This window comes from Streptomyces sp. TRM70350 (genome assembly GCF_019219825.1).
Classification (GTDB): domain Bacteria; phylum Actinomycetota; class Actinomycetes; order Streptomycetales; family Streptomycetaceae; genus Streptomyces.
Window position 1 is genome coordinate 93125 of sequence record NZ_JAHUXH010000016.1, and the last position, 15777, is coordinate 108901.

10 protein-coding genes and 1 riboswitch are annotated in these 15777 nt (G+C 72.6%); of the genes, 3 read left to right on the top strand and 7 right to left on the bottom strand.

The window, feature by feature from the left end; all coding sequences use genetic code 11:
• Positions 1–11: 11 nt before the first annotated feature.
• Genes KWI83_RS23325 through KWI83_RS23340 form a run of 4 tightly spaced genes read right to left on the bottom strand, consistent with a single transcriptional unit; the run spans position 12 to position 4846 of the window.
• Positions 12–1730 (bottom strand): ABC transporter ATP-binding protein, encoded by a 1719-nt coding sequence (locus KWI83_RS23325; protein ID WP_218516331.1) that lies wholly within the window; start codon positions 1728–1730, stop codon positions 12–14.
• Entirely contained in the window at positions 1727–3001 is a 1275-nt protein-coding gene (locus KWI83_RS23330; RefSeq protein WP_218516332.1) for an energy-coupling factor transporter transmembrane component T, read from the bottom strand. Before KWI83_RS23330 ends, KWI83_RS23325 begins: the two co-directional genes overlap by 4 nt.
• Positions 2994–3629 carry an SCO2322 family protein gene (locus KWI83_RS23335; RefSeq protein WP_218516333.1) on the bottom strand — a complete coding sequence of 212 codons (636 nt, stop codon included), beginning with the start codon at positions 3627–3629 and terminating at the stop codon, positions 2994–2996. The genes KWI83_RS23330 and KWI83_RS23335 overlap by 8 nt, the downstream gene beginning before the upstream one ends.
• 2 nt (positions 3630–3631) lie before the next feature.
• The gene (locus KWI83_RS23340; RefSeq protein WP_218516334.1) at positions 3632–4846 is read right to left on the bottom strand and encodes a prenyltransferase/squalene oxidase repeat-containing protein; all 1215 of its coding nucleotides are present in this window, start codon (positions 4844–4846) and stop codon (positions 3632–3634) included.
• Between the two features lie 132 nt (positions 4847–4978).
• Positions 4979–5063, bottom strand: a riboswitch (cobalamin riboswitch).
• Between the two features lie 202 nt (positions 5064–5265).
• Between KWI83_RS23340 and KWI83_RS23345 the strand changes: the two genes are divergently transcribed.
• Positions 5266–8640, top strand: coding sequence for a pyruvate carboxylase (locus tag KWI83_RS23345; RefSeq protein ID WP_218516335.1), 3375 nt, complete (start codon positions 5266–5268; stop codon positions 8638–8640).
• Between the two features lie 261 nt (positions 8641–8901).
• On the opposite strand, the gene KWI83_RS23350 is transcribed toward KWI83_RS23345, so the two are convergent.
• Both KWI83_RS23350 and KWI83_RS23355 read right to left on the bottom strand, forming a co-directional pair.
• Positions 8902–11646 (bottom strand): SpoIIE family protein phosphatase, encoded by a 2745-nt coding sequence (locus KWI83_RS23350; protein ID WP_218516336.1) that lies wholly within the window; start codon positions 11644–11646, stop codon positions 8902–8904.
• 142 nt (positions 11647–11788) lie between these two features.
• Entirely contained in the window at positions 11789–12811 is a 1023-nt protein-coding gene (locus KWI83_RS23355) for an MBL fold metallo-hydrolase (protein ID WP_218516390.1), read from the bottom strand.
• 138 nt (positions 12812–12949) lie between these two features.
• On the opposite strand from KWI83_RS23355, the gene KWI83_RS23360 reads away from it, so the two are divergent.
• Both KWI83_RS23360 and KWI83_RS23365 read left to right on the top strand, forming a co-directional pair.
• Entirely contained in the window at positions 12950–14407 is a 1458-nt protein-coding gene (locus KWI83_RS23360) for an aldehyde dehydrogenase (protein WP_218516337.1), read from the top strand.
• A 5-nt stretch (positions 14408–14412) separates the two neighbouring features.
• A complete protein-coding gene (locus tag KWI83_RS23365; RefSeq protein WP_218516338.1) occupies positions 14413–14646 on the top strand; it encodes a ferredoxin in 234 nt (77 codons plus the stop codon).
• A gap of 360 nt (positions 14647–15006) precedes the next feature.
• On the opposite strand, the gene KWI83_RS23370 is transcribed toward KWI83_RS23365, so the two are convergent.
• Positions 15007–15648: a TetR family transcriptional regulator gene (locus KWI83_RS23370; RefSeq protein ID WP_218516339.1), complete on the bottom strand. Its 642-nt coding sequence runs from the start codon at positions 15646–15648 to the stop codon at positions 15007–15009.
• Between the last annotated feature and the right edge of the window lie 129 nt (positions 15649–15777).

The window sequence follows — 15777 nt, forward strand, 5'->3', positions numbered from 1 at the left end:
GACAGGACCCTTCACGACAGGGCCTCCCGGACCTGGGCCACCGTGAGCCACTGCTGCGGGGCGAGGATCTTCGTGACCTGCGGGGCGAAGGACGGGGACGAGACCACCACGTCCGCCGTCGGGCCGTCGGCCATCACCTCGCCCTCCGCCAGCAGGATCACGCGGTGGGCCAGCTCGGCGGCCAGTTCCACGTCGTGGGTGGCGAGGACGATCGCGTGGCCCTCGGCGGCCAGCTCGCGCAGGAGCGTGACCAGGCGGGACTTCGCCGCGTAGTCCAGGCCCCGGGTCGGTTCGTCGAGGAGGAGGAGCGGCGGGCGTGCGGTGAGGACGACCGCCAGCGCGAGCGTGAGGCGCTGGCCCTCGGAGAGGTCGCGGGGGTGCGTGTCGTCGGTGATACCGGGGAGCAGCTCGGAGACCAGCGCCCGGCACGTGCCGGGGGCGGCGCCCGCGTCGGCGTCGGCGGCCGTGCACTCGGCGGCGACCGTGTCGGCGTAGAGGAGGTCGCGCGGTTCCTGGGGGACGAGGCCTACGCGGCGTACGAGGTCGGGGGGCGGCGTGCGGTGTGGGGTCGCGTCGCCCACGCGGACGCTTCCCGAGGACGGCCGGACGAGGCCGACGAGCGCGGAGAGCAGCGTGGACTTTCCGGCGCCGTTGCGGCCCATGAGGGCGATGGTCTCGCCGGGGGAGACGGTGAGGTCGATGTGGTGGAGGGCTTGGATGTCGCCGCGGGTGACGGTGAGGGCTTGTATTTCGGCCGTGTGGGGGGAAGCTGGGGTGGCATTCGTGCGTTTGCGTCGGAACCAGCGGTGGGTGGTGGCGCCCAATGGCTCGGGGGGTGTTGATGGTTGGCGGCTGCGGGTTCGTCGTGGCTGGTCGCGCAGTTCCCCGCGCCCCTGGAGGGCGTTGACGTCCCGCTTCTCAAGTCGTTCCCGCAGGGTCGCCGCCCGTCGTCGCGCGTCCCGGACCGTCAGTGGCAGGGGGGTCCAGGCCGCCAGGCGGCCCAGGGCCACGACCGGGGGGTACACGGGGGACACGGCCATCACCTCCGCCGGGGCGCCGAGGATCGGGGGCGCGCCAGGGGCCGGGAGGAGGGCGACCTGGTCGGCGTACTGGACGACCCGTTCCAGGCGGTGTTCGGCCATCAGGACCGTCGTACCGAGGTCGTGGACGAGGCGCTGGAGGACGGCGAGGACCTCCTCGGCGGCGGCAGGGTCGAGCGCGGAGGTCGGTTCGTCGAGGACGAGCACGCTCGGGTGCGGGGTGAGGACCGAGCCGATCGCGACGCGCTGCTGCTGGCCGCCGGAGAGGGTGGCGATCGGGCGGTCGCGCAGGTCGGCGAGGCCGAGCAGGTCCAGGGTCTCCTCGACGCGGCGGCGCATCACGTCCGGGGCGAGGCCCAAGGACTCCATGCCGTAGGCCAGTTCGTCCTCGACGGTGTCCGTCACGAAGTGGGAGAGGGGGTCCTGGCCGACCGTGCCCACGACGTCGGCGAGTTCGCGCGGCTTGTGGGTGCGGGTGTCACGGCCGGCGACCGTGACCCGGCCGCGCAGAGTGCCGCCGGTGAAGTGCGGGACCAGGCCGCTGACCGCGCCGAGCAGGGTGGACTTGCCGACGCCGGACGGGCCGACGAGGAGGACGAGTTCACCTTCCGGGACCTCGAAGTCGACGCCCCGGATGGTGGGTTCGGCGGCCCCGTCGTAGGTCACGGAGACGTCCTCGAAGCGGATCATGACGGTTCCTTGGGTGGTGCGGTGAGGAACGCCGGGAGCAGGCCGAGGAGTACGGCTGCCGCGGGCCAGAGGGGGAGCGTGGGGGCGACCAGGGGGATCACGCCGGGGTGCAGGGCGGTGGGGTCGGTGGCGGCGGCGAGAGTCAGGAGCGCGGCGACCGCGGCGCCGGACGCGGCGATCAGACAGGAACGGGGGTTCCAGGTGTCGGGGCGGTAGCGGGTGCGGGGGGTGCGGCGGCCGCCCAGCCAGAGGCCCGCGAGGGCGGCGGCGAGGCCGGTGAGCAGGACGGGGAGGCCGTAGGCGCCGCCCTCGGCGGTGAGCAGGACGGGGAGGCCGTAGGCGCCGCCCTCGGCGGTGAGCAGGCCGTACGTTCCGGCACAGACGCCGAGCAGGCCGGTGAGCGTGAGCGCGGCGGTCGTACGGCGGATCGCGGGCGGGACCTGCGCGGTACGGCCGTAGCCGCGGGCGTCCATGGCGGCGGCGAGGGCGACGGAGCGTTCGAGGGCGCCTTCGAGGACGGGGAGGCCTACGTGGAACAGGCCTCGAATGCCTCTGTCCGGGCGGCCGCGCAGGCGGCGGGCGGCGCGGAGGCGCTGGGCGTCGGCGATGAGGTGCGGGGCGAAGGTGAGGGCCACGACCACGGCCACGCCGGTCTCGTAGAGGGCGCCGGGGAGGGACTTGAGGAGGCGGGTGGGGCTGGCGAGGGCGTTGGCGGCGCCGACGCAGATCAGCAGCGTGGCCAGTTTCAGGCCGTCGTAGAGGGCGAAGACGAGGGTCTCGGCGGTGACCTCGCCGCCCAGGCGGATGCCCTGGGCCCAGTCGGGGAGGGGGACTTCGGGGAGGGTGAGGACGGTGTGGGTGCCGGGGAGCGGGGAGCCCAGGGTGATGGCGAAGAGGAGGCGGATGAGGAGGACGGCGAGGGCGAGTTTGACGAAGGCGCCGTAGGAGCGGGACCAGGGGGTGTGGGGGCGGCGGGTGATGACGACGTAGGCCGAGACCGTGAGGAGGAGCGTGAGGAGGAGGGGGTTGGTGGTGCGGGTGGCTGCGGTGCCGAGGGCGAGGGACCAGAGCCACCAGGCGCCGGGGTGGATGGGTGCCCGGTGTCGGTGGGGGGTGGGCGCGCTTACCGGCGCGTGCAGGGTGCCGCTGCGCCCACCCGTGCCGCCCGAGCGGCACGACTGCCCGCAGCTACGGCGGGGAAGGGGGCCGCGCGTGTCCGGGGCACCCGGGCGGCACGGCTGCTCGCAGCTGCGGCGGGTGGTGTCAGTCATGCCTGTGCCGTCGGACCTGCCAGCCCACTACCGCGCCCATGGCCGCCACCGCGGCGATTCCGGCGAGGATGCCGAGGGACGGGCCGCTGTCGGTCCTGGCGTCCCTGTCCTTTGACGGGTTCTCGTCCGTCGCCACCTGCTCCCCGCACCCCCTCTCCGGATACCCCGCGATCGCGCACAGCAGGGCGTTCGTGTCGTAACGCAGAGGCTCGGCCACTGCCGCCAGGGCCTCGGCCGTTGTCGCGTCGGGGGAGAGCTGGGCGCAGGCCGTGCGGGCGGGCGGCGGGGTTTCGCCGGAGGGGGCGTCCGACGTCGTACCGAAGTCGATGACCAGGGCCACCCGCTTCCTGCCGTCCCGCGCCGGGGTGCTGGCGCAGATCGTCGCGAAGTCGGCCGTGCCGCGCGGCTGGGACGCGTCGCCCGAGTCCTCGCTGATCGCGAAGCGGAAGCCCTGGACGTCGCCGTCGGCGGGGCGGGCGGTGGCGGGGCCCTGGATGGCGTACGTCCACGCGTCGCCGTCGCGCTCCCAGAACGACCAGTAGCGGTAGCCGGTGGCCTGCGCCTGGCCGGTGGTCAGCAGCAGGAACAGCGCGGCGAGGAGCAGGGCGGCGATACGGCGGAACCTCACGGCTACTTCCTCTTGTTGCGGCCGCTGAGCAGGAAGCCGATGCCGATGCCGACGACGAGGAAGACACCGACGTACCACCACACGCCGAAGCTCGGGCCCTCGTCCCCTGCGTCCTTCTGTGCCACGGCCCGGTCCTGGAGCACGGCCTGCGGCGCCGGGCCCGTCGCGTTGAGCCGGTCGACCAGGTTCGTGCCGCCGAAGTCCTTCGGGTCGGCGCCGGCCGCGTGGGCGGCGAGGATCAGCTGGGCGTAGGCGGCGGGGCCGCTCTGCTCGGCCCAGGTGGTGGCGTTCTGCTCCAGCCACTGGAGGGGCTTGGCGGCCTGGGCGGCGCCGCCCTGCGCGGCCAGCGCGACCACGGCGTCGGCGGTGTTGCCGTAGTCGGGCTGGTCCTCGGCGCCGGGGAGGGCGGAGGTGAGGTGGCCGTCCTCGGCGAGGGCCTTGGTGAGGTAGGCGGCGCCGTTGGCGGCGGCCTGCTCGGGGGTCTCGGCGTCGGCGCAGGTGGGCTCCGCCTTCCTGCCCGCCTCGGCCGCGAGGCCCTTGCCCAGCGTGCCCAGGACGGCCGCCGCGGTCGCGTCCGCGTTGGCGGCCAACGTGCCCTTCTCGTCGGGCTGGTAGGCGAAGGCGCCGCCGTCCTTCTCGCCGCACGGGATGGCCAGCTTCAGCAGGGCGTCGTAGGGGGACTTGCCGTCCTTGACGACGGCGTCCGGCTGCTCGCCCGCCGCGGCGAGGGCACCGATGACGACGGCGGTGGAGTTGGCGTCGCTGGGGCCGCCGGGGGTGTAGCCCCAGCCGCCGTCCTTGTTCTGCACGGACTTCAGCCAGTCGACCGCCTTGCCGGTGGCGGCGTCGTGGCCGCCGAGCGCGGCGAGGGCCTGGACGGCGGCGGCCGTGCTGTTGGTGTCGGCCATGGTCTTGGCGTCGCAGTCCTTGGCGGGCTCGGCCCGGAAGGCGGCGAAACCGCCGTTGTCGCACTGCTGCCCGGCCAGCCAGTCCGTGGCCTTCCCGGCGGGCTTGACGCCCACGGTGTGCTGGGCGAGCAGGGCGAGCGACTGCCGCCAGACGCCGTCGTAGGTCGGGTCGGACGTGCCGTACAGGCCGGAGGGCAGGGCCACCGACGGCGACGGGGACGGGTCGGCGGCCTGCGCGACCGGGGTCGCGGCGGCGCCGAGCACGACGGCTGCGGCCAGGGCCGCGGCGCTGCGGCGTACGACGTTCATGATCGGCGGGTGCCTCTCCCTGCGGGGAGCCGGGCAGCACGGGGCACCCCCGGGCGGCTCGGCTCCGTATACCTCGACGGTGCCCGCACACCGGCCGGTTGCCGGTGCGCGTGAGCCGGTCACGTCCGTGCGGGGCATTCCGGCTCACAGCTCGGGCTGCGCACAGCTTCGGCTGCTCACGGTTGCGGGTCAGCGCCGGATTTGCACCGGCTTCCCCCCGTACGGGTGTGATGACGACGCGGCCACTTTACCCGGCCGTAGCGGAACCCCCCGAGGGGCCGGTCAGTCTTCATGCGTCTCCATGAGTTGGCGCCCCGCCCCGCGGAGGCCCCCGACCGCGAGTGGCCCGGCTCACATGGCGTGACAGGTCCGTCCCCGACACCATGGTGCTCGTTGCCGACGGGCTGAAGGGATCGAGAATGTTCCGCAAGGTGCTGGTCGCCAACCGCGGCGAGATCGCGATCCGCGCGTTCCGCGCGGGTTTTGAACTGGGCGCGCGCACCGTCGCCGTCTTCCCTCACGAGGACCGCAACTCGCTGCACCGGTTGAAGGCCGACGAGGCCTATGAGATCGGCGAGCCGGGGCATCCGGTGCGGGCCTATCTCTCGGTGGAGGAGATCATCCGTGCCGCGCGCCGCGCCGGAGCGGACGCCGTCTACCCCGGTTACGGGTTCCTGTCGGAGAACCCCGATCTGGCCCGGGCGTGCGAGGAGGCGGGCATCACGTTCGTCGGGCCGAGCGCGGACATCCTCGAACTGACCGGGAACAAGGCGCGTGCGGTGGCCGCGGCACGCTCGGCCGGCGTGCCGGTGCTGGCTTCCTCGGCGCCGTCGACGGACGTGGACGAGCTGCTCCGCGCTGCCGGGGACATCGGGTTTCCCGTGTTCGTCAAGGCGGTCGCGGGCGGTGGCGGGCGCGGAATGCGCCGTGTCGAGGATCTGGCCCAGCTGCGGGAGGCCATCGAGGCCGCGTCCCGGGAGGCGGCGTCCGCGTTCGGTGACCCCACGGTCTTCCTGGAGAAGGCCGTCGTCGAACCCCGCCACATCGAGGTGCAGATCCTCGCCGACGGGCACGGCGACGTCATCCACCTGTTCGAGCGCGACTGCTCGGTGCAGCGCCGCCACCAGAAGGTGATCGAACTCGCGCCCGCGCCGAACCTCGACCCGGCCCTGCGCGAGCGGATCTGCGCCGACGCCGTGCGGTTCGCCCGGCAGATCGGCTACCGCAACGCCGGCACCGTGGAGTTCCTCCTCGACCGCGACGGACACCACGTCTTCATCGAGATGAACCCGCGCATCCAGGTCGAGCACACGGTCACCGAAGAGGTCACCGACGTCGACCTCGTGCAGGCGCAGCTGCGCATCGCCGCCGGCGAGACGCTCGCCGACCTGCGACTCGCCCAGGAGACCGTCACGTTGCGGGGCGCGGCCCTGCAATGCCGTATCACCACCGAGGACCCGGCCAACGGCTTCCGCCCGGACACCGGCAGGATCAGCGCCTACCGCTCGCCCGGCGGCTCGGGCATCCGCCTCGACGGCGGAACCACCCACGCCGGTACGGAGATCAGCGCGCACTTCGACTCCATGCTGGTCAAACTCACCTGCCGCGGCCGCGACTTCACCACCGCCGTGGGCCGCGCCCGGCGTGCCGTGGCCGAGTTCCGCATCCGCGGCGTGGCCACGAACATCCCGTTCCTGCAAGCGGTGCTGGACGACCCGGACTTCCAGGCCGGCCGGGTCACCACGTCGTTCATCGAGCAGCGCCCGCACCTGCTCACCGCACGCCACTCCGCCGACCGCGGCACCAAGCTCCTGACCTACCTCGCCGACGTCACCGTGAACAGGCCGTACGGCGAGCGGCCCGACCTGATCGACCCGCTGACCAAGCTGCCGCCGCTGCCGGACGGTGAGCCACCGGCCGGCTCCCGGCAGCGGCTCGCCGAACTCGGCCCGGAGGGCTTCGCCCGCGGGCTGCGCACGTCACCGACCATCGGCGTCACCGACACCACCTTCCGCGACGCCCACCAGTCGCTGCTCGCCACCCGGGTCCGCACCAAGGACATGCTCGCCGTCGCTCCGGTGGTGGCGCGTACCCTGCCGGAGCTGCTGTCGCTGGAGTGCTGGGGCGGTGCCACCTACGACGTCGCCCTGCGCTTCCTCGCGGAGGACCCCTGGGAGCGCCTGGCCGCCCTGCGGGAAGCCGTGCCGAACATCTGCCTGCAGATGCTGCTGCGCGGGCGCAACACCGTCGGCTACACGCCGTATCCCACCGAGGTGACCGACGCCTTCGTCCAGGAGGCGGCAGCCACCGGCATCGACATCTTCCGCATCTTCGACGCCCTGAACGACGTCGAGCAGATGCGGCCGGCCATCGACGCCGTACGACAGACCGGAACGGCTGTGGCGGAGGTGGCGCTGTGCTACACCTCCGACCTGTCCGATCCGTCCGAGCGGCTCTACACCCTGGACTACTACCTGCGCCTGGCCGAACAGATCGTGGCCGCGGGCGCCCACGTCCTGGCCGTCAAGGACATGGCGGGCCTGCTGCGGGCACCGGCCGCGGCGAAACTCGTATCGGCCCTGCGCCGGGAGTTCGACCTGCCGGTCCACCTCCACACGCATGACACCGCCGGTGGTCAGCTCGCCACCTACCTGGCCGCGATCCAGGCGGGCGCGGACGCCGTGGACGGAGCGGTGGCGTCCATGGCGGGCACCACCTCGCAGCCGTCCCTGTCGGCGGTCGTGGCCGCGACCGACCACTCCGACCGGCCCACCGGCCTGGACCTGAAGGCCGTCGGCGACCTGGAGCCGTACTGGGAGAGCGTCCGCAAGGTCTACGCACCCTTCGAGGCGGGACTGGCCTCGCCGACCGGCCGCGTCTACCACCACGAGATCCCCGGCGGGCAGCTGTCCAACCTGCGCACCCAGGCGATCGCCCTGGGCCTCGGCGACCGCTTCGAGGAGATCGAGGCGATGTACGCCGCGGCGGACCGGATGCTGGGCCGCCTGGTGAAGGTGACGCCCTCGTCGAAGGTGGTCGGCGACCTGGCGCTGCACCTGGTGGGCGCCGGCGTGTCCCCGGGGGACTTCGAGGCGGCACCGGACCGGTTCGACATCCCCGACTCCGTCATCGGCTTCCTGCGCGGCGAGCTGGGCACCCCGCCCGGCGGCTGGCCCGAGCCGTTCCGCAGCAGGGCGCTGCGGGGCCGCGCCGAGCCCAAGCCCGTACCGGAACTGACCGCCGACGACCGTGCGGGGCTCGCGAAGGACCGGCGGGCGACGCTCAACCGGCTGCTGTTCCCCGGGCCGACGCGCGAGTTCGAGACGCACCGCCAGACGTTCGGCGACACCAGTGTGCTGGACAGCAAGGCCTTCTTCTACGGGCTGCGCCCCGGCAAGGAGTACGGCGTCGACCTCGACCCCGGAGTGCGGCTGCTCATCGAGCTGCAAGCCATCGGCGACGCCGACGAACGCGGCATGCGCACGGTGATGTCGTCCCTGAACGGTCAGCTGCGGCCGATCCAGATCCGCGACAGGGCAGCGGCCTCCGACGTTCCGGTCACCGAGAAGGCGGACCGGGCCGATCCCGGCCATGTCGCGGCGCCGTTCGGCGGCGTGGTGACGCTCGCGGTCTCGGAGGGCGACGAGGTGGCGGCCGGTGCCACGGTGGCCACCATCGAGGCGATGAAGATGGAAGCCGCGATCACCGCTCCGAAGTCCGGCACGGTGGCCCGGCTGGCCATCAACCGCATCCAGCAGGTCGAGGGCGGCGACCTCCTCGTGGAACTGGCCTGACCCAGCGCACCGACCGCTCCTGGCCGACCGCAGGTGGGGCGGTCGGGGGTGGGGCGGTCGCAGGGGGAGCGGTCGGAGGTGGGGCGGTCGCAGGGGGAGCGGTCGGAGGTGGGGCGGTCGGGGGTGGGGCGGCTGGAGGCGGGGCGGTCGCAGGGGGAGTGGCCGTCAGGTGGGGCGGTCGGAGGGGGAGCGGTCGCAGGGGGAACGGTCGTCAGGCGGAGCGGTCGCACGGGGAACGGCCGTAGGCTGAGCGGGCGCTGCTCACCATGCGCTCTGCACGTCCGCCTCATGCACGCTGCGGCCCGGTTGACGCTGCGTGGGCGGCCCGGCTCGGTGTGCCGGTGGTGCGGCATGCGTCGGCACGGCCTGTTCGGCCCAGATGACCTTGCCCTGCGGGGTGTACCGAGTACCCCAGTGGTCCGCCACCTGGGAGACCAGGAACAGTCCGCGGCCGCCCTCCTCGGTCGTGGTGGCGTATCGCAGGTGCGGCGAGGTGCTGGTGCCGTCGGACACCTCGCAGATCAAGGTACGGTCACGCAGGAGCCGTACGTGGATCGGGGGCGAGCCGTGGCGGATGGCGTTGGTGATCAGCTCGCTGAGCACGAGTTCCATTCCGAAGGAGAGGTCGGACAGGCCCCACTCGTCCAGCTTCCGCGCCGCAGCGGCGCGCATGCCGGCGACGGCGGCGGGGTCACAGGGCACGTCCCAGTCGGCGACCCGGTCGGCCGGGGTGGCCAGGGTGCGCGCGATGAGCACTGCCACGTCGTCCTTGGGCCGCTCGGGCAGGAGTTCGTCCACCACAGCCTGGCAGTGTTCGTCGGGCGAGCGGTCGCGGTGCCGGGCGAGGGCCTCGCGCAGCATGTCCATGCCGACGCCCAGATCCCGCGAGCGGTCCTCGATGAGCCCGTCGGTGTAGAGGACGAGCCGGGTGCCTTCCGCCAGGTCGAGTTCGACGGCCTGGTACGGCATGCCTCCGAGGCCCAGCGGCAGGCCCGCCGGCACGTCGGCGAACGTGACGTCGCCGTCCGGGCCCACCAGGGCGGGGGCCAGGTGCCCGGCCCGTGCCATCGTGCAGCGACGCTCGATCGGGTTGTAAACGGCGTAGAGGCAGGTGGCACCGATGACGCCGGAGTCGCGGTCCGCATCCGACTCGTCCTGATCGATACGGCTGACCAGGTCGTCGAGGCGGCTGAGCAGCTCGTCGGGCGGCAGGTCGAGGGTGGAGAAGTTGTGCACGGCGGTGCGCAGCCGGCCCATGGTGGCCGCGGCGTGCAGACCGTGGCCGACGACGTCGCCGACCACCAGCGCCACCCGGCCGCCCGGCAGGGGGATGACGTCGAACCAGTCGCCGCTCACACCCGACTGCGCGGGCAGATAGCGGAAGGCGACTTCGAGCGCGCTCTGCTCGGGCAGTGCGCGCGGCAGCAGACTGCGCTGGAGGGCGACGGCGAGGGTGTGCTCGTGGGTGAAGCGGCGGGCGTTGTCGATGCTGAGCGCGGCGCGGGCGACCAGTTCCTCCGCCAGGGACAGCTCCTCTTCGTCGAAGGGCTCCGGCTTGCGGCAGCGCCAGAAGGCCGCCACCCCGAGCATGATGCCGCGGGCCTGGATCGGGACGGAGATCATGGAGTGGATGCCGTGTGCCTCGATCGTCCTCATCTGCTCGGCGTCCTGCAGATGCAGTCCCGTCGCGGTGGCCAGATCCGGCACCAGCTCGGAACGACCCGTGCCCATGCCCCGGGCGTGCGGTGTCGAGGGGACGAAGTCGATCAGGCTGCCGACGTCGTAGAAGGGATGGTCCTCCCGGATGCCCTTGACGGCGGTACGGCGCATGCCCGTCCCGGCGCCGGTCGGCTCCTCGCCCTGAAGCACCGCGTCGACCAGGTCCACGGTCACGTAGTCGGCGAACCGGGGCACGGCGATCTGGGTCAGTTCCTCGGCCGTACGCGTCACATCGAGGCTGTCGCCGATGCCCAGACCCGCGTCGTAGAGGAGTTTCAGGCGCTCGCGGGCCATCTCCGCCCGGCCGGAGAGTGCCCGCAACTCGGTGGAGTCGCGCAGGGCGACCACGGTGCCGTCGGGGCAGCCGCCGCCGCGTGCCGTGGGCCGCTGGTTGACCGCGAGCAGGCGTTCCCCGGCGAGGTGCACCTCGTCGGTGGCCCTGCGCCCGGAGGTCAGCAGCTCCCGGATGCCCCGGGGAAGGCCGGGCAGCTCCGTCACCGGCCTGCCCTCGGCGTCCGGGGGCAGGCCGAGAAGCCGTACGGCCTCGTCGTTCGCCAGGAGCAGTCGGCCGTCCGCGCCGACGATGAGCAGACCTTCGCGCACGGAGTGCAGGACCGCGTCGTGGTGCTCGTACATCCGCGTCATCTCGCTGGGGCCCAGGTTGTGGGTCTGCCGCCGCAGTCGCCTGCTGACCAGCGCCGTTCCGGCCGTGGCCGCCGCCAGTCCGCCCGCTCCGGCGCCCAGGATGAGCGGCAGCTGTCGTTCCATGTGGCTGGTGATCGTCTTGACCTTCAGACCGGCGGAGACCAGCGCCACCACGGTGCCTTCGCTGCCCCGCACCGGGACGGTGGCCTGTACCTCGTGGCCGAGCGGCCCGTGCACGCTCTCGGTGTAGACCCGGCCGGCCAGCGACGGCTCGATCCGTCCCACGAAGCGCTTGCCGATCCGGTCCGGCTGGGGATGCGTGTACCGGATGCCCTGGGTGTCCATGACGACGATGAAGTCGACGCCGGCCGACTGCCGGCCCGCCTCGGTGAGCGGCTGCAGCACCTTCGACGGCTCGGGGGCCCGCAGCGCGGACAGGATGCCGGGGGAGTGGGCGAAGGTCTGGGCGACGGCGATGGAGCGGCGCTCGGCCTCCGCGCGGTCGGCATGCTGCGACTGCAGCACCTGCGCCCCCACGGCGCCGGCCACCAGCAGCACTACCAGCGCCACCTGCAGGAGGAACACCTGACCAGCGACGCTTCGTGGGCTTCTGCTGCCCAGAAGCCGCGAAAATATCCCCATAAAACGACCAAAACTGTCCACTGGGGTCATTCCTACAGGAAGAACGTCCCCCTGACCAGCTCCCTGTTCGCATCCCTGCTCGCATTCCTGCCTGCACGGGAACCGGACGCCGGCCCGGCAGCGCCTGCCCTCAGGGCCTGCTTCACGCCGCCACGTACCTCACGGGATCGGTCCCGGGCACTGCCTCCGCTCGCCCCGACTTCACCAGGCGGCGCAGATGGGCCTCCGCCTCCGAGACGGCGATGGTGCGGGAGGCGTAGGGGATCTGGGGCCAGGGGCGGTTCCAGTCCATGCGCTCGGCGAGCTGCCAGGGGGTGAGGGGCTCGGTGAGGAGGCGGGACAGGCCGGTGAGACGGGACTCGTGGTGCGCGAGCAGCTGCCGTACGCGGACGGGGGCGTCGGTGAAGGGGTGCTGGTGGGCCGGGAGGACCTCGGCGGGGGCGAGGTGGGCGACGCGTTCCAGGGAGGCGAGGTAGTCGCCGAGGGGGTCGGTGACGGTCGTGTCGTCCGGGTCCTCGTACAGGCCGATGTGCGGGGTGATCTCGGGGAGGACGTGGTCGCCGGAGAACAGGCGTCCCTGGCCGGGGAGTCGGGACGGGTGCTCCTCCTCCAGGTGCAGGCAGACGTGGCCCGGCGTGTGCCCCGGCGTCCAGACCGCGCGCAGACGGCGGCCGGGGAGGTCGAGGAGCTCGCCGGGGACGATCTCACGGTCGGGGAGGGCGGGGGAGAGGCCGGGGAGGGGGCCACGGGCGGAACGCAGGGGGGCCACGTGGGCCTCGGGCGCTCCGGCGGCGGTGAGTTTGTCCGCCATGTACGAGTACCAGTGCTCGGGACGGGCCTCACGCGTGCGCCGTACCACCGCCGTGTCGGCCGCGTGCATCGCGATCCACGCGCCCGACGCCTCCCGCACCCGGCCGGACAGGCCGTGGTGGTCGGGATGGTGGTGGGTGATGACCACGCCGTGGATCTCCGCGGCCGATGTGCCGCACGCCGCGAGCCCGGCGACGAGCGTGTCCCAGGACGCCGGGTCGTCCCAGCCGGTGTCGATCAGTACCGGGCCGGCGTCGGTGTCGACGACGTAGACGAGGGTGTGGCCGAGAGGGTTGTCCGGGATGGGGACCTGGAGGGACCGTACGCCGCCGCCGTGGTCGTACACCCGTGTCATGGATCCCTCGGCCCGGCTGCTGGTCATCCGCATCTGCCCTCCACCCCACGACCCCACCCACGGCCCCACGGCCATTGCCCACTATAACTAGAACTGGTATCAGTCCTGAAACACCGTCAGGTCGGAAGGGCAGTCGCCATGACCGAGCTCGTGGAACACGGACAGCTGTTCATCGGCGGGGAGTTGACCGACCCCCTGGGCAAGGACGTCATCGAGGTGATCTCCCCGCACACCGAGGAGGTCATCGGGCGCGTCCCGCACGCCTCGGCGGAGGACGTGGACAGGGCGGTCGCGGTCGCCCGCCGGGCGTTCGACGAGGGGCCCTGGCCGCGGATGTCCCTCGACGAGCGGATCGAGGTGGTCGGGCGGATCAAGGACGGGATCGCCGCCCGGCACGAGGAGATCGCCCGCGTGATCTCGTCCGAGAACGGCTCGCCGTACTCCTGGAGCGTCCTCGCGCAGGCGCTCGGCGCGATGATGGTCTGGGACGCGGCGATCAGGGTCGCGCGCGACTTCAGCTACGAGGAGACACGCGACGGCGTGCTCGGGCGGATCCTCGTGCGGCGCGAGCCGGTCGGGGTCGTCGCGGCCGTCGCGCCCTGGAACGTCCCGCAGTTCGTGGCCGCCGCCAAGCTCGCGCCCGCGCTGCTGACCGGCTGCACGGCCGTCCTCAAGCCGTCGCCGGAGTCGCCGCTGGACGCGTATCTGCTCGGCGAGATCGCGAAGGAGGCCGGGCTGCCGGACGGCGTGCTGTCGATCCTGCCCGCCGACCGGGAGGTGAGTGAGTACCTCGTCGGGCACCCCGGGATCGACAAGGTGTCGTTCACGGGGTCGGTGGCGGCCGGGAAGCGGGTGATGGAGGTCGCCGCGCGCCACCTCACCCGCGTCACGCTGGAGCTGGGTGGCAAGTCGGCGGCGGTCGTGCTGCCGGACGCGGACGTGGCGACGGCCGTGGCGGGGATCGTGCCGGCGGCCTGGATGAACAACGGGCAGGCCTGCGTGGCGCAGACCCGGATCCTGCTGCCGCGCTCGCGCTACGCGGAGTTCGCGGAGGCGTTCGCGGCGGCCGCGAGCGCGCTCGTGGTCGGCGACCCGCTGGACCCGGCGACGCAGGTGGGGCCGCTGGTCGCGCAGCGGCAGCAGCGGCGCAACCTCGACTACATCCGCATCGGCCAGGAGGAGGGCGCGAAGATCCTCACGGGCGGCGGGTGCCCGGCGGGACTGGAACGCGGCTGGTACGTCGAGCCGACCCTCTTCGGCGACGTCGACAACTCGATGCGGATCGCCCGCGAGGAGATCTTCGGGCCGGTGATCTGCCTGCTGCCCTACGGCGACGAGGCCGAGGCCGTGAAGATCGCGAACGACTCCGAGTACGGGCTGAGCGGCAGCGTGTGGACGGCCGACGTGGAGCACGGCATCGAGGTCGCGCGGCAGGTCCGTACCGGTACGTACTCGGTGAACACCTTCAGCCTGGACATGCTGGGCCCGTTCGGCGGCTACAAGAACTCGGGCCTGGGGAGGGAGTTCGGTCCGGAGGGGTACGGCGAGTATCTGGAGCACAAGATGATCCACCTGCCCGCCGGGTGGGAGGGCTGACGGCCATGGGCGACCGCTGGCAGGTCGAGGTCGACCGCTCCTTGTGCATCGGCTCCGCCCAGTGCGTCCACCAGGCCCCGGACGCGTTCCACCTCGACCCGGGTCGCCAGTCCCACCCCACCGACCCGGAGCCGGACGCCCACGAACGCGTCCTGGCGGCCGCCGAGAACTGCCCCGTCGAGGCGATCACGATCACGCTGCTGGGGAGCGGGGAGGCGGTGTTTCCGCCGGAGGAGTAGGGCGCGAAGTGGTGTCACCGAGGGGGCCCATATCCGTGCACTCGGGAGATTTCGGTAAAAAATTGCCGCTCGGGGGTTCCCTTCGCGGGCGGGCGTTCTAGTCTGATAACAGGCCTACGAGGCGAGTGAGGGAGTTCGACCGGAGTAGCCGACTCCGGCGAGAGGCTTCGGCTTCCGCTGGTGCCGACGTCGACGGTCGGGCTGAGAGGCCCGAAGGCATATGACCGAGAGGTCGTATGACTGGAAGGCGACCCCCAGCCACCTGATCCGGGCAATGCCGGCGAAGGGAACCCGTCTCGTAGGTCGCTTCCGTGTGTCCGGGTCGCTTCTGTGCGTCCGGATCGCTTCAGTGTGTCCGGGTCACTTCTGCGCGTCGGGTGCCGTCAGGTCGATCAACCGGCACACCGTCTCGATGTCGATCTTGACCTGGGCGATGGAGGCGCGGCCCGAGAGCCAGGTGATCAGGGCCGAGTGCCAGGTGTGCTCGATGACTCGGACGGCGGAGAGCTGGGCGGGCGTGGGGTCGTCCAGGCCCATCGCGTCCAGGATGATCGCCGTGGTCTGACGGGAGACCTGGTCCACCTCGGGGCTCACGCTGCGGTCCGCGAAGGTGAGGGCGCGGACCATCGCGTCGGCCAGGTGCGGCTCGCGCTGAAGGGCGCGGAAGGCGCGCATCAGCGTTTCCGCGACCCGCTCCGCCGCCGTCTCGCCCGTCGGGGGCTTCTTGCGCAGCGTGCCGTGCATGTGCTCCAGCTGGTCCTGCATGGTGGCGACCAGCAGATGGATCTTGGACGGGAAGTAGCGGTAGAGCGTGCCGAGGGCGACCTGCGAGGACTCCGCGACCTCGCGCATCTGCACCGCGTCGAAACCGCCCCTTCCGGCCAGCTGGGCGCTCGCCCGCAGGATGCGGCGCCGACGCGCCTCCTGCCGCTCGGTGAGGGGCGGTGCGGCGGGGGTGGCGGGGCGCGCGCTACTGGGTTCCACCTTGGCTTCCGCTGGCATGAGGTCCCGTTTCGTGACAGTCCGTGAGGGCGTGCGATCAGACAGCATGGCAGGCCCGGGCCGCCGCCGTGTGCCCCGGCGGGTCGTGGCGTGAATCACCTGATCCACTGCTCACAGCGGGCCTACCTG

Bases quoted from the DNA above. Each gene is read 5' to 3' on its own strand.
- KWI83_RS23325 (WP_218516331.1), bottom strand. From the start codon at position 1,730: ATGATCCGCTTCGAGGACGTCTCCGTGACCTACGACGGGGCCGCCGAA.
- KWI83_RS23330 (WP_218516332.1), bottom strand. From the start codon at position 3,001: ATGACTGACACCACCCGCCGCAGCTGCGAGCAGCCGTGCCGCCCGGGT.
- KWI83_RS23340 (WP_218516334.1), bottom strand. From the start codon at position 4,846: ATGAACGTCGTACGCCGCAGCGCCGCGGCCCTGGCCGCAGCCGTCGTG.
- KWI83_RS23345 (WP_218516335.1), top strand. From the start codon at position 5,266: ATGTTCCGCAAGGTGCTGGTCGCCAACCGCGGCGAGATCGCGATCCGC.
- KWI83_RS23350 (WP_218516336.1), bottom strand. From the start codon at position 11,646: ATGGGGATATTTTCGCGGCTTCTGGGCAGCAGAAGCCCACGAAGCGTC.
- KWI83_RS23355 (WP_218516390.1), bottom strand. From the start codon at position 12,811: ATGACACGGGTGTACGACCACGGCGGCGGCGTACGGTCCCTCCAGGTC.
- KWI83_RS23360 (WP_218516337.1), top strand. From the start codon at position 12,950: ATGACCGAGCTCGTGGAACACGGACAGCTGTTCATCGGCGGGGAGTTG.
- KWI83_RS23365 (WP_218516338.1), top strand. From the start codon at position 14,413: ATGGGCGACCGCTGGCAGGTCGAGGTCGACCGCTCCTTGTGCATCGGC.
- KWI83_RS23370 (WP_218516339.1), bottom strand. From the start codon at position 15,648: ATGCCAGCGGAAGCCAAGGTGGAACCCAGTAGCGCGCGCCCCGCCACC.